Raw genomic sequence first — 15,599 nt, forward strand, 5'->3', positions numbered from 1 at the left:
TTCTTTTAAACAGCTATAAATCATTTAAGGTACTAACCTGATTACTCTATAACCGGTATTTACATAAGCACCATTAGCTTTAGATTTTACAAACTCAAATTTGGTAGCAAGCTGAGTCTGAACTTTATTCATCTGTTTAAAGATCTCTCCTTTTTTATTTTCTCTGGTTAACATGTCATTAACAACATCAAAACCTACGATTGCATATTTTGGTGGAGTTTTACAGTATTTGCTTTTATAAGCAGCCAGAATTTCTTTTTCAAAATTTCCGTCCGTATTAATCTTTCTATCCATCAGATATACCAGACTTGCCTGGCTCAGTTCGTCTACTCTCTTCTCAAAAACCGGAGAATAGAACATACTGAATGCTTTTATTCCCTGAACTTCTTTAGAAATAGCGATCATTCTGTTGGCAAAAGAATCTCCAGCAGCATTATCATCATTTGCTAAAATGGCAATAACCGGTGCAGACTGTCCTGTCATCATATTCTGATCCGGCTGAATATCTGCCGGGGAATTAACAATAATGATATTAGGATTTTTCACCGCTTTTTCAAGTCCGGCTTTGATATAATTGGCATTTTCTTTTTTAGCATCTGCCACTATATATATTTTCTGATCTGAATAAATTCCTTTTACCTCTTCTACAATCTTATCAGCATAGGTCTGATTGTTGGTCTCAACAATAATAAGATTACTGTAGTTATAGAGTTCCGGAGAGTTGGCAAATGGTGCTACAACCGGAATTTTCTGATTTTTGGTAAAATCAAGAACATCAATTACATTGGATTTAAAGAAAGGCCCTATGATAAGGTCTGTATTATCAGGATTGATCTGTGTTAAAGAGTTTTTGAATGAAGCTTCATTTCCAGAATCTACCACTTTAATATCCAGTTTTTGTCCTCCTCTTGCATTTCTTTCAATGGCAAGTTTAGCTCCTGTCAAAAAATCAAGAGCCATTGCTCTATACTGAGTTTCGTTGGTACTGTATCCGAAAGGAAGCATTAAGATAACACTTAAAGCATCACCGTTTTTCTTTACGTATGCAGCATCCTGCTTTTTAATTTTTAAAACCATTCCGGTTTTCAAACCATGTGAAAGATCCGGGTTAAGAGCAATAAGCTCATCAATAGAAACACCGAATTTGTTAACGATAGAGAATACTGTATCACCCTGCTGAACTGTATAGGTTACATAATCATCACCTGCGGCAACATTGGAAATAGTTGTTGATTTTTCGTTCCCGGAATCCATTTTTGCTTTTGGATTGGCAGTTTCTGCAACAGTATCAGTATGAGTCGTTGTATTTATTCTTTTTATTTTAATGGTATCACCTGGTTTCAGTCCTTTTTCTTCCAATCCCGGATTTAAAGCATAAAGGTCCTGCTGGCTGATGCCAAACTGTTTTGTAATTCTGTAATAATTATCTTTAGCCTGGATAACATAAGACTCTCCTTCTACAGCAGCAGTAGCGGTTGTAGGGGTAATCGTCGTTATATTTTTTTCTACAGCGGGTTCAGCATGTTTTTCTGCTGTTACAGCCTGCTGCTCACCACCATATTTTTTAATGCTGGCAAGAGGTAAGGTGATTTCGTCCCCTATTTTCATGTGAGAATCCAGTTCAGGATTCAGTTTTCTCAAATCAGTTTCGGAAATTCTGTATTGTTTTGTAATACCATATATTGTTTGCTTTGGCAGTAAAACAATTTTACCCAGAGAAGAAGCACTTGTGTTTGAAGTTACTTTTTCTGCCGGAGCAGTTTTTGTTACAGCCGGAGTGGCTGCTTTGTCTGATTTTATGGTTAAAACATCTCCAATCGCCAGTTTGCCATCTTTATGTTTGGGGTTTAGCTTCAGCAATTCATCTACAGTCATTCCATACTTTTTGGCAATGTTGTAAGGATTGTCACCTTGCACAACCGTATGTGATTTCTGGGCTGAAACTCCCAAAACCATACATAAACTGGATAGAATAAAAAACCTCTTTATCATATTCGATAATTATAATTTACAAAAATACTTCTTTAAAATTAAATGGCAATAATTATTAATTTGGAATCATCAACCACCATCTCTTCCAAACAATTTTCAAGCCACGAGTAGCCGTAATCTGAAAAGAATACACTAAAGTTATAGACTCTTTCCTGCCATGTTTTTGCGGGATGAACATCTAAAAACAGATTTTCAAGCCGTTCCAGCAATTCGTTCTGTTTTATTTTTTCAGCATGAAGCAGACGTTTTTTCATTCTTTTAAAAGATTTCAACTGTCGTACTTCTTCTGCCTTTACCATATTTCCAAAAGATTTTTCAGTGGTTTCCGCCGAAGCTTTCAATGCAGAAAAATTACTCATCAATAATTCTTCTTTTTCTTCAAGTAATTGTAAAATCGGATTATCTTTTAACATCTTCTGATGGGTAAGTACCGAGAAGTTATGGAAAAAATCTTCAATTTTAAGATCAAGTTTCTCAATTTTCCCCAATGTTTTTTCTTTCAGGAATAGCATCGAGTTTCTTGGAATAAGGATAGGGAAAGGTGTATTAATTTTTGAGAAATAATCTTTCAGTTCCAGCCAGTACATGATTTCGGCATTTCCACCGATGTAGGCCAGATTTGGCAGTACATTTTCCTGATACACCGGACGCATCAATGCATTCGGACTGAATTTTTCAGGATGATTTTCCAATTCTTCAAGAATTTCTTCTTCTGTAAACTGAATAGGTTTATCTACAATACTATATTTCTGTCCGTTAAATTCTATTCTGTCTCTGGTTTCAGAAAGGTAGAAAAGGTTTATTTCACGAGGGTTCACCTGAACCTTTCCGTATTTCTCTGTCAGAAACTTTACTTTATCTTCAGAAGTTTTCTGTAAGCTAAAATGAAGAAGCTCATCTTTAAAAATGGTCTTCATCTGATTTTTAAGTTCCTTAGAATCTCCGTCTACAATCAAAAGCCCAAATTCTGAGAAAAGACGATTGACAAGAATCTTAATAGCTTCCGTTAAAGTGTTTCCTGCCTTATAAGCTTCTTTCATCATTAAGATCAGCTCTGTACCGAAAATAGAATCTTTGAATTCTTTTTCAAATTCCGAAATAAAATAGGTATCAGTGATTTCAATTCTCCCTACCGGACCTCCGGATTTCTCATGGGTTTCGTAATAATTATTCTCTGTTTTAAAATGATTGATCTCCGCAAAGTCATGGTCTTCCGAAGCCATCCAATACACCGGAACGAAATTAAAATCCGGGAAATTTTCTTTCAGATAAGTACATGTCTTTATCGTCTGAAGAATTTTATATACGAAGAAAACAGGTCCTGAAAACAAGTTTAGCTGATGCCCTGTCGTAATGGTGAACGTGTTGGGCAGTTTAATATTCTCAAGATTTTCTTTCTGCCTTGAAGATAGGGAAAGAGTTTCTAACTGACCTTCTAACACATCAGCTAAAATATTTCTTTTTTCTGAAGCAAAAGAATCTTTTTTCAGATGAATCTGCTGTCTGAAATGCTCTAAGGAAAATGTATAATTTTCAAAACCTTCAATTTTCTGATGTAAAAAATCTTTTACCAATTGAGGAATGCTTTCTATATCGTTAAATGATATTTTATTAATTGTTTTCAACCTGTAAAGTTTTTAGTTGAACAAATACCACACGATTCCGATATTCAATCTGAAATCATACACCGGGTAATGTGGAAATGCATATGCTTTGTTATTGGAAATCACTGTTCCTATCTGCTGTCCTTCTATGAAAAAGAACATTTTCTTCACCTTCATATTAATATAAACATCAGCGATAGGCTGTCCTCCAATGGAGAATGAATCTGCTCTTGGAAGGATATATTCATTAAGAACAGGGAAGTATTCTCTTGAAGCGAATTTAGAAAAGTAATATACTTTAACACCTGCCTGAATTTCTGCTGCTTTTTTGAAGGCCTGAGTCTGGTAGAAGAAATTGGCTCTACCAATGAAGCCCGGCATTGGAAGCAGATCTTTGTTCGTTAAGGTATTCTGGAAATGCACTCTTGTATTCAGATGGAATTTGTTGAAGCTGAATGTAGCATCTCCTCCGATCTGAGAGATATTGACTGAATTGTCACTTTGCTTCGGACTTCCATTGCTGTCAAAGTACGTATAGTTATCAACTCTGAAGTAATTGGCGAAAATTTCAGTTTTAAACCATTTCAGATTGATACTTCCTCCCACTTCCATTACAGACTGGTTCTTTGCATCTTCAAGATAATAATTGAAATTATTATAAACGGAGGTATTCAATAAGTAATTGAATGAAGGATAGGCACTTTGGAAGTTCACTTTTGCATTAACAAAATAATCTTTGATGGGTTCAAATTTCAGATTATTGGTTGTTTTAAGGTAGCTTTTAAACTGGCTACCGTTTGAAAATTCCAGGAATGAATTCAGTTGAATTTTATCCCAAAGTTTTACCTGCAGATTTCCTACGGCTCCTATTCTGTTTTCTTTGAGTTCACCAGGAAAAGGCACATTGTTGAGTGCAACAATATCTCTTATCCCGAATTTAATCATCTGATAACGTACACCAGCATCCAGCTTGAATTTTTCATTATTAAAGATAAGGCTTACTGTATTGCTGAAATTTTCAGAATATTTCTTGGTTGTGAGTGGAAAACCATTGACTAAATCTGTAGGATCATCATACCAATAAGATTCCAAAGCGGTTTGGTTATAATAGTATTTATTTCCCTGATGAGAAAGAATATGTCTTATGCTGAAAGGAAATTTCTCAGAATTGAATGGAGTAAACTGATGACTCAGATAATATCTTCTGTAAGAAAACTGCGAGCTTGAAGAAGCCAGATTTACCTGTGCGTTTTGTCTGTTGCTATAATTACTGTCTCCACTCTGAAACAGATTATCTTCGGTAATCCCTCCACTTTCCTGATTATTTACATTCTGATGAAGATAATGGGCAAAAAGCTCATAGTTTCCGCTTTTCGAAATATAATGCCCCGAGAATAACGTATTGTTGTTTGCTGACAATGAGTTTCTGTAAAGCCCCTGAGAACGAAGTCCCATATATTCAAGAGCGAAGTTGAATCTCTTTCCGATATTCTGGGTATAGGTTGATTTCAGAGCAGCTCCGTTACGCATTGCATTATGATAAATAAATGATGCGGTAGGTGTTTTTACATCATAGTATTTCACATCATTGGCTCCAATGATCATGTAAGATTTATTGGAAGGCAGTAAGGAAAGGTTTTCTTCCGGGTTTACCTCAAATACAAGTGGATTGAATCCTGAACCAATGTTGGCAGGCTGTACTCTTCCGAAGTTATCTTTATTATTTTGCTGTGAAAAGATATAGGTTTTATCAAAAGTCATTACGGTATCAAAAACTTTCTTTTCAGAAAACTGAGTCTGATACTGGTAATCATTAATGGTAGGCTTAAAAATTTTCAGGGAATCTTTTTTCCCGGAATCTATCACAAGGGTATCTTCTTTTTTGGACTGAGGCTTTGTCTCTGCTTTATTAACGACCTGAGCCCTGGCTACAAAACTTAAAGAGAAGAGTATGAAAAGGATGTACTTCATTATTCATTATTGTACAGCAAAAATAAGAAATAAAAGGACATAAAAAACCCCTGCTTTGAGCAGGGGTTCTATATAAAATGATTATTGTATGATTAATAACCAGGGTTTTGCTGACAATTTGGATTGGCAGAAGTTTCTTGTACAGGTATAGGTAATGTATACTTATAACTATCATTTGGTAAGTTAAGAGATGGTAACGTGATAAAATCATCTTTAATGTTTCTATCCATTGTTACCCCTGCAACTGCAGCAAGTCTTTTTAGGTCAATATATCTATGTCCTTCTAAAGCAAGTTCAATTCTACGCTCTTTCAAGATATCAGCGTAAGCAGATTGAGCATTCGCATATACAGGAGTTGTTGCAGTACCTAAATAGTTTCTGGCAACTCTCACCTGCTGAATTAGTGCCTGAGCCGAAGCTAAGTTACCTGCAGCTACTTCTGCTTCTGCTAAAATAAAGTACATTTCAGACAATCTGAATACCTTAAGGTCATTTCTTGTTGCTGTACTTGTTTTACCAGGATACTTATCAATAACTAATCTATCATTTCTAGAGTCAACATTCAGGTAGTTTGCCTGTATGATTGATGTTGGATCAATATAATTATATCTTCTAACATCTCCTTTATCAGGTTGTCCGGCAGGAGTATAAATTAAATTGAATAAGTTTCTACCTAAGAACCACATTGGTACTCCAGTTGCTGTAGATTGGTTTGTATTCCATCTTGACCCAATAGTTGCACCAGCACCTAAAGGAAGTCTGTTCAAAGAGAAAATAATTTCTCCTCTTGACGAGTCATTCCATAAGTTTCTGTATGGGTTGAAAGAAGATGCAGTACCATAAAATTCACTTCTCCAAGTACTACCAGTGCTTAAATCAATTGCAGGCGACGTAGTAGTTATAATAGGATTGGCTACAGTTAACTTAGAACCTGTTGCAGCATCCACAATAGGAGAATTATTAATCACATCCTGAGCATATTGCTTTGCTAATGTAGTATTCCCTCTATATAGATTGAAACGAGCAGAAAGAGCATTAACAAATCCTTTACCAACAGTGTATCTTGCAGCTGCAGTATTAGAATATGTTAAAATACTTCTAGCATAATCTAAATCCGAATTAATAAGGTCATAAACATCCTGATTCTTAGCTCTTGGTAACTTAGCATCAGTTGCTGGAACATCTTTTATAAGAATAACACCTAATCCATTAGGGTCTTTCATATTAGGAGCAAAATACGTTTCCAATTGAACATAGCAAAATGCTCTGATTGCTCTTGCCTGTGCAATAATACTGTTATATTGAGCAACTTCACCAGAACTAGGAGTGATATTTTTAGCTCCTTCCAATAATCTGTTAACTCTGTTAATTACTTTGTAATTGTTAAGCCAGATCCCATCACTTGAACCAGTACTTACTGATCCCCCTCCTACAATTTGAGTGGATGGATCAAGGAAAAATCTGTGTAGTTCGTACTCCTGACCTCCACTACCGCTTCCAGGCTTAACTTCATCTGTGAAAACTGCAGTAAAATATATTTCATCGATTGGATCAAACACAGCATATACAGATCCATTTAAAGCTTCGTTCAAATTTGACACATTAGTAAATACTTCTTCAGGCTTCAATTCTCCCGCCTGTTTAATATCTAGTGCATCCTGGCAACTATTTAAAGCAAATCCTGTTGCTGATAAAGTTGCTAAAATTAAAACTGTATTTATAATTCTTTTCATAATTCTTTTTTATTAAAAATCAACATTTAACCCAACTGAAACTGTTTTAGGGTTAGGATATACATTTAACGAGTACGTAGTAACCGGCTCAGGGTCAAATCCTTTCCAGCTGCTCCATGTATATAGGTTTTCAGCCTGAACAAACACTTTAATACCTTTAACAGGTAATTTTCCTAACTGATCTTTAGTAAATGAATATCCTAAAGAAACATTCTTAAGTCTTATGAAATCTGATTTATATAAGAATCTATCTGAAGAACCATCTGTACCAGCGTTATCAGCAAATAAGTTAGGTACATCAGATCCAGTATTTTCCGGAGTCCAAGCATTCAATAAATTAGCAGATACGTTAATGTTGGCAGCTGCATAATCAGGATTCATTACCCATGAGTATAAATTGTCATAAATATATCCACCTTGTTGGTATGAGAATAATGTATCAAGGAACCATCCTTTGTATTGGAAGTTAAATCCAAAACCTCCTGTAAATTTAGCATATGGAGATTTCCCTGTCAATCTTCTATCTGAAGGTTGTGGGTTTTCTGTAATATTTCCATTGATATCAAGGAATTGCATATTTCCGTTTGCCGCGTTTACTCCTACGTATGGATATAGCTGATACTGACTAGCAGGACCTCCAATAGCATTAACAACATCACCTGACAAATCTTCGTTACTCATAGAAACGATTTTGTTTGAGTTGTAAGCACCGTTAACAAAAATGGATAGTTTTGTGTTCTCTGTTTTAATAGCATTAACCCTGATTAGACCTTCAACTCCCTTATTATCAAGGATTCCGTCATTTCCTCTAATACCATAAGTACCTGTAACAGCTGATCTCTGTAAAGTATTGAACATTCTTGTTGTTCTCTTTTGATAGTAGTCAAAGCTACCTTCTATAAGACCTTTATAGTTGAAATCAACCCCAATATTTGTTTGTTTTACCTGCTCCCATTTCAAATACGGGTTAGATAAGTTCACAAAATTATATCCTAATAAATTTTGATATCCAGATATCCCTGAATATAAATCAAGGAAATTATTTGGAAGTAATGCCAACGGGTTTTGGTTATTAGCTGCAACTCCTAAATTCTGGTTACCTGTAGTACCAATAGAAGCTCTTAATTTAAGCAATCTGAATCCAGACTCAGCCATGAAATCTTCTTTGTCGATATTCCATCTTACAGCAGCTGACCAGAAAGTTTCCCATCTGTTAGTAGGTAAGAAACGGTATGATCCATCTCTTCTGATAACCCCACTTACTCCATATTTATCTTTATAATCATAGTCTAAAGTTCCGAAATACGCCAGGGTTCCTGCAGTTACTTTTGAAGCTCCTACAGTAGGTCTGTAAATATTCGGTGTATCAGGATTGAATGGAATATATCCTGTTCCAGCACCAAACTGCCATTGTAATGGGTTTAATCCATTTTGAGTTTGGGTATTTGTGTTTACATGAGCTTTAATATAATCCATGTAAGCAGCAACTGAAATAGTATGGTCACCAAATGTTTTATTGAAAGTAATGTTTGTGATACTGTTAAATGTAAGATCCTGAGTAGTTGTAAAACTCTCTGATCCTCCATATTTAGCACCAGCTCCTGCTGCTACAGCCGTAGACAAATATCCCTGAGCTCCTCTAGCAAAGATTCTTTCGTATTCTTTGTATTCTATACCAGTTCTGTTCCCTACACTTAGGTAATCAGTAATCTTATAATTCACATTCGCATTCGCAGAAATACTTAGTTCAGTAAATCTGTTTCTCACTCCTCCATTAATGTTATCCTGAAGAATCCAAGCTCTATTTCCTGCACTGTTTTGTCCAATAGCGTTGAATAATTCTACCCCATTAGAATATGGATTAGGAGCCACATAAGAAGGAGAAAGCACGCTACCAAATAATGCATTCTGGATTACATTGGAGCTGATTCCTGTATTTTCCTCATCATCTAACTGATTTCTTTTGGAATATCCTAAACCTAGAATTGTACCGAAAGTTAATCTGCCATCTTTAGACTTACCACTTAAGTTATTTCTTAAAGTAAATCTCTTGAAATCGGTAGACTTTACAGTACCTTCACTGTCTAAATAACCTAAAGACAAGAAGTTGTTTATATTTTCACCACCTCCTGTAATCGCTAAATTGTGTTGCTGAGAAATACCTACCTGAGTAAATTGTTTTCTCCAGTCAGTATCTATAGCCCAGTTATCAATATCTTCCTGAGATAAGTCTTGATCTGCCGCAAAACCACCTCCGTAAATTTTTTGTATCTGTAATTGCTGTTTAGCGCTTGACATATTATAGTCAGGCTTAGGGATCATTGAGAAAGAAGTTAAGGCATCATAAGAGATTCTCAGTCCTGAATTAAATTTCCCCCCTTTCGTTGTAATTACAACAACTCCATTTGCAGCTCTGTTACCATAAATTGCGGTAGCTTGTGCATCTTTCAGAATACTGAATGTCTCAATATCATAAGAGTTTAAGTTTCTGAACTGCGAACCTGAAGTGATTACCCCATCTACTACGTATAATGGATCTCTTGAACCATTCAAAGAACTCATACCTCTAATCAAGATATTGAATTTCCCAGAACCTGGAGAACCAGATCCAGAGTTAATAACAATACCTGGTGCTGTTCCCTGAATTGAATTCAGAACAGAAATATTAGGTCTGTTTTCTAAAGTTTCAGCACCTACGGTAACTGAAGAAGTTGTAGATTTTGCTTTTGTAGCGGTCTTACTATATCCTAAGACAACTACTTCCTCAATTTTTGTCTCCTTGTCTTTTTTATCCTTGGAGTCATTTTCCTGAGCAAATACAGCCTGTCCTGTAAAAAACAAAACACCAGCCGTTAATACACGTAATTTAACATTCATATTAACAAATTTTAATATATTTTAGGAGCAAATATGTTAATAAATATTAACACTAGCAAATTTTTCAGATTCACAAATCATAGATATATTCATGATAAATCAATCTAATCCCACAACACACATTATAATTCATAATATTAGATGTAAAAAATTATTAAAATTTAAATTAGAAACTTAAATTATTCGCTTTTTAACACTTTAAAATCAAAAGAAAAATAATTATTTATAATGAATCTAAATTAAAACAATGCTAATATTCAAGCTTATAGGCGTTTTTTTTTAATTTATATGATCATTAATTTCTATTTTTTCAATACAAATGTTTCATCCAATTAAACAGATAAAAAATACTGGTTTCTTTTAAAAAGTAATATATTTATAACCTAAAAAAAAAACATGAGAAAAATAGTCTTAACAGCATTAGCCATATTTAGCTTCAGTTTTAGTTTTGCACAAAATACACTTTCAGTAAATGGTGCTACAGGAGCACAATCCGTATTTGATGGCATCAACTCAACTACAGGTAAAACATTTAAATATGATGAGATTGCAGGAGATTCCCCATATATTGGGAAAGAATTTTCTGATGCAAAGATTGCTGTTAATTATGAGCAGCTTCCTATACGCTATAACAGCTACACTGATGAAATCGAATTTAAGAAAAACGGAAATGTTCAGGTTCTTCCAAAAACCACAGATTTTTCAAGAATTGAAGTTCTGTCTCCTAGACAAGTAATCGTTTTACTGGACACTTCAGATAATTTAAACGGATATTTTTTTGAATTGATCAACGGAAAAAACAATCTGTACAAAAAAATCAAAACTAAATTTACTGATGTTGTACCGGCCGCAAATTCTTATGCAAGTGAAAGACCTGCTAACTTCAGAACATTGCCTCCAGTGTACTACATCAAAACACAAAACGGCTTTATCAAGAAGCCTAAAAATCAAAAGGATATTATCAATCAGTTTCCAGATAAAAAAGACAGCTTAACCACCTTCTTTAAATCCAATAAAATAAAGTTTGATAAGGATGAGGATTTAATAAAGCTTGTTACCTTTTTGAATGAAAATTAACGAAATATTTATAAACAATCATAAAAAAAGCAGGCATCTGAGATGTCTGCTTTTCTTTTCTTAAATTATTATTTCAATTTTTTCTTGACTGCTACTTCTTCGTAAACTTCAAGAATATCTCCGATTTCAATGTCATTGTAACCTTTAAGGTTTAAACCACATTCATAACCCTTAGTGACTTCTTTCACATCATCTTTGAAACGTTTTAAACTTTCAAGCTCACCGTCGAATTTAACAATACCGTCTCTTAATAAACGTACTTTGGATTGTCTTGTCACTTTTCCGGTAAGAACCATACAACCTGCAATGGTTCCCACTTTAGAAATCTTGAATACCTCACGGATTTCAACATTACCAATCACCTGCTCCTGAATCTCCGGAGAAAGCATTCCTTCCATCGCTTCTTTTACCTCATCAATTGCCTTATAGATTACAGAATAGGTTCTGATCTCAATTTCTTCACGATCTGCAAGCTCTTTCGCATTAGCACCCGCTCTTACGTTGAATCCGATGATAATTGCATCTGATGCAGCCGCTAAGTTGATATCAGATTCTGTGATCTGTCCAACCCCTGAGTGAAGAATTTTAACGCTGATTTCTTCTGTTGATAATCTTTGTAACTGATCAGAAAGAGCTTCTACTGAACCATCCACGTCACCTTTAAGGATAATATTCAATTCTTTGAATTCTCCTAAAGCAATACGTCTACCTAATTCTTCAAGTGTCGTATGCTTCTTAGTTCTGATTGACAATTCTCTCTGCAGCTGTTCTCTCTTATTGGCAATAGCTTTACCTTCACTTTCATCAGCATATACCCGGAATTTATCACCTGCAGTAGGTGCCCCATCCAAACCTAAGATTGTAGCAGGAATTGATGGACCGGCTTCATTAAGATTTTTACCTCTTTCATCAAGCAAAGCCTTTACTTTACCATGATTTTTACCTGCTACCACATAATCTCCAACTCTTAAAGTTCCGGTCTGTACCAGCATTGTTGCTACATAACCTCTACCTTTATCTAAAGATGCTTCAATAACAACTCCGTTTGCTGCACGTTCAGGATTTGCTTTTAATTCAAGCATTTCAGCCTGTAGTAAAACTTTCTCCAACAATACATCTACGTTATTACCGAATTTGGCTGAGATTTCTTGTGCCTGTACATTTCCACCCCACTCTTCTACCAAAACAGGAGGGTTTAAACCTGAAAGCTGCTGACGGATGTTATCAGGGTTGGCATTTGGCTTATCCACTTTATTGATTGCAATAATCATTGGTACCTGCGCGGCCTGAGCGTGAGCAATTGCTTCTTTCGTTTGTGGCATCACATCATCATCGGCAGCAATTACGATAATTGCAATATCCGTGATCTGAGCACCTCTTGCTCTCATCGCTGTAAAGGCTTCGTGACCTGGTGTATCTAAGAAGGTAATTCTCTGACCGTTTTCCAGTTTCACGTTATAAGCACCGATGTGCTGAGTAATTCCTCCTGATTCACCAGCGATTACGTTGGTTTTCCTGATGTAATCCAATAATGAAGTTTTACCGTGGTCAACGTGTCCCATTACAGTAACTACCGGAGCTCTCTGTAATAAGCTTTCTTCAGTATCCACTTCATCTTCAGCATCTGTATCTTCAAGATCAGCATCTGAGAATTCGATTTTATAACCGAATTCATCTGCTACTAATAATAAGGTATCCGCTTCAAGTCTCTGGTTCATGGTAACCATTACCCCTAATGAGAAACAAGCAGAGATTACTTCCGTTGGAGAAACATTCATCAAACTTGCCAATTCACCTACTGTGATGAATTCTGTTACTTTCAGCGTTCTGTCTTGTGCTTCAAGCTCCTGCTGACGCTCATCTTGCTCTCTACGGAAAGTTCTCTTGTCTTTTCTGTGTTTTGCAGATTTAGACTTACCTCCTTTGTTAGTAAGTTTTTCTAATGTTTCCTTGATCTGGTTTTTAACTTGTTCGTCAGTTAATTCAACTGGCATAACTCTTTGTCCGGGTCTGTTGTTCTGGCCTCCTTTTTTGAAGCCACCACCTTGCCCCTGACGGTTTCCACCCCCTTGGTTATTTCCAAAACGGTTTCCACCCTGGCCACCCTGACCTGGAGGACGATTTCCTTGTACTCCCTGACCTTGGCGGTTTCCACCTTGTCCACCGTTATTATTCTGACGGTTTCCCTGGCCCTGACCACCCTGGTTGTTATTATTTCCTGAGTTTTGATTATTCCCCTGACCTTGTTGGTTATTCTGGCCACCTGGTTTTTCAATTCTCTTTCTTTTCTTTTTTGCTCCTGCACCCGGCTTTGGCGCAAACTGAGTTAAGTCTATCTTTTCACCAACGATCTTAGGACCGTCAAGTTTCTGATACACTGTCTCAATTTTCTGTGGTTCCTGAGATTCAGGCTCAGCCTCAGCTTTCGGAGTTTCCACTTTTTTCTCTTCTACAATAACTGGTTTTGGAGTTTCTTTTACTGGTTCCACAGGTTTAACTTCTTCTTTTTTCTCCTCCATTTTTGGTTTGTCTTTTTTCACAGGTCTGTTTCTAGATTCTATTTGAGACAAATCAATTTTATCCAAAACTTTAAATTCCTGCTTTTCTGGTACTGTTTTAACTTCCGGTTGCTGTTCTTCTTTCACGATTTCTTCTTTCTTTTCTTCAACCGGTGTTGCAACAGGAGCCGCAGGAGCTTCTTCAACTTCAGGCTTCTTAGGCTCTAAGTCTATTTTACCTAAAATTCTGGTTTCTGGTTTATTTGCTTTAGCTCTTATCACTTCAGGGGTTTTCTTTTCTTCAATTTCCAGCTTTTCTTCCGGAACTTTAGTGATCACCACCTCATGGGAAGCCTTTCTTTGTTCGCCGTCTTTAGCAAACTCAGCCTCCAATGCAGAATATGCCGCTTCTTCCAATTGAGCGTTAGGATTGCTTTCAACCTCGAACCCCCTTGACTGTAAAAACTCTACTAATCTGGACATCGAAATGTTGAATTCCTTAACCGCTTTATTTAATCTAATTTTTGGCATTTATATTATTTACTGTTTTTAATTTTTAAAATTAAAGTATTTCTTTTTTACTGTTTATTAAGATTTATTTACAATCTTAATCTTCAAATTCTTCTCTCAGAATACGTTTAACCTCTTCGATTGTTTCTTCTTCAAGGTCAACCATATTTAAAAGACTTTCAGTTTCTTTATCCAATACTGATTTTGCAGTTGTAAGTCCTACTTTCTTAAACTCATCCAAAATCCACTGCTCGATATCATCGTTAAATTCTCTCAATTCAACATCGTCATCCTCGCTGGATTCTCTGTATACATCAATTTCATATCCTGACAACCAAGAAGCCAGTCTGATATTCTGTCCTTGCTTTCCAATCACTTTAGAAATCTCTTCAACAGGGGTGTAAACCAATGCATAGTTTTGATCCTCGTTGATGTCAATTTTATTGACGGTCACATTTCCTAATGCTCTCTTCACCAAAATCTCAGGGTTTTTAGACCACTGAATAACATCGATGTTTTCATTTCTCAACTCTCTTACAACGCCATGAATTCTGGATCCTTTAACTCCAACACAAGCTCCTACCGGATCAATTCTGTCATCATAAGCATCTACTGCAATCTTTGCCTTTTCACCAGGAATTCTCACTACCTTTTTCAGGATAATTGTTCCGTCCTGGATTTCAGGAATTTCCAGCTCTAATAACTTCTCAAGGAACTTAGGTGCAGTTCTGGAAATAATAATCTGTGGTTTAGAACCTTTAAAATCTACTGTCTCAACAATAGCTCTGATATTCTCACCCTTTTTAAAGAAATCGGATGGGATCTGGTTTTCTTTTGGTAAAATAAATTCATTTCCTTCATCATCCAGCAGAATCACGTGCTTATGACGGATATGATGGATTTCACCAACAACGATTTCACCAATTTTATCTCTAAACTGTTCGTACAGCATTGCATTATTGTGCTCCTGAAGTTTTGTAGCCAGAATCTGCTTAAGGGTAAGAATATTTCTTCTTCCCAATTGTGCAACAGGAATTTCCATTGTAAAGTCTTCTCCTACTTCGAAGGTAGGATCAATCTTCTTAGCTTCAGAAATTTCAATTTCCAAATCATCATCTTCAGACATTTCGTCCTCTACAATTGTTTTATTTAAAAATATCTGAAAATCTCCTTTATCCGGGTTTACAATCACATCAAAATGATCATCTGAATCAAATCTCTTTCTTAAAAGAGTCTTCAGTGAATCTTCAATAATTGCCATAAGATCAATCTTACTGATCCCTTTTTCGTCTTTAAAATCACCAAAGGATTCAATCAACGCTATATTATCCATCTAT

General features: G+C 35.7%; 8 protein-coding genes. 1 reads left to right on the plus strand and 7 read right to left on the minus strand.

Annotated elements, in window-relative coordinates; translation table 11 throughout:
* Nucleotides 1–24: 24 nt before the first annotated feature.
* The 5 genes from C8D70_RS04120 to C8D70_RS04140 all read right to left on the minus strand — a co-directional run bounded on the left by C8D70_RS04120 (nt 25) and on the right by C8D70_RS04140 (nt 10,177).
* Nucleotides 25–1,992, minus strand: a complete 1,968-nt coding sequence (locus C8D70_RS04120; RefSeq protein ID WP_228407974.1) for a LysM peptidoglycan-binding domain-containing protein — start codon at nt 1,990–1,992, stop codon at nt 25–27.
* Between the two features lie 38 nt (nt 1,993–2,030).
* Nucleotides 2,031–3,617: a bacillithiol biosynthesis cysteine-adding enzyme BshC gene (gene bshC / locus C8D70_RS04125; protein ID WP_110366464.1), complete on the minus strand. Its 1,587-nt coding sequence runs from the start codon at nt 3,615–3,617 to the stop codon at nt 2,031–2,033.
* 12 nt (nt 3,618–3,629) lie between these two features.
* Nucleotides 3,630–5,567, minus strand: a complete 1,938-nt coding sequence (locus C8D70_RS04130) for a putative porin (RefSeq protein WP_110366465.1) — start codon at nt 5,565–5,567, stop codon at nt 3,630–3,632.
* 92 nt (nt 5,568–5,659) lie between these two features.
* Entirely contained in the window at nt 5,660–7,300 is a 1,641-nt protein-coding gene (locus C8D70_RS04135) for a RagB/SusD family nutrient uptake outer membrane protein (protein WP_110366466.1), read from the minus strand.
* A 12-nt stretch (nt 7,301–7,312) separates the two neighbouring features.
* The gene (locus C8D70_RS04140; protein WP_076595944.1) at nt 7,313–10,177 is read right to left on the minus strand and encodes a SusC/RagA family TonB-linked outer membrane protein; all 2,865 of its coding nucleotides are present in this window, start codon (nt 10,175–10,177) and stop codon (nt 7,313–7,315) included.
* 396 nt (nt 10,178–10,573) lie between these two features.
* Between C8D70_RS04140 and C8D70_RS04145 the strand changes: the two genes are divergently transcribed.
* The gene (locus tag C8D70_RS04145; protein ID WP_076595945.1) at nt 10,574–11,254 is read left to right on the plus strand and encodes a hypothetical protein; all 681 of its coding nucleotides are present in this window, start codon (nt 10,574–10,576) and stop codon (nt 11,252–11,254) included.
* A 68-nt stretch (nt 11,255–11,322) separates the two neighbouring features.
* Here C8D70_RS04145 and infB read toward each other — a convergent pair whose 3' ends face one another.
* Both infB and nusA read right to left on the minus strand, forming a co-directional pair.
* Nucleotides 11,323–14,283, minus strand: coding sequence for a translation initiation factor IF-2 (infB, locus tag C8D70_RS04150; protein WP_110366467.1), 2,961 nt, complete (start codon nt 14,281–14,283; stop codon nt 11,323–11,325).
* Nucleotides 14,284–14,359: 76 nt separating this feature from the next.
* Nucleotides 14,360–15,595 carry a transcription termination factor NusA gene (nusA, locus tag C8D70_RS04155; RefSeq protein ID WP_034691439.1) on the minus strand — a complete coding sequence of 412 codons (1,236 nt, stop codon included), beginning with the start codon at nt 15,593–15,595 and terminating at the stop codon, nt 14,360–14,362.
* Between the last annotated feature and the right edge of the window lie 4 nt (nt 15,596–15,599).

It is taken from the genome of Chryseobacterium sp. CBTAP 102 (genome assembly GCF_003201365.1).
Lineage (GTDB): Bacteria > Bacteroidota > Bacteroidia > Flavobacteriales > Weeksellaceae > Chryseobacterium > Chryseobacterium candidae.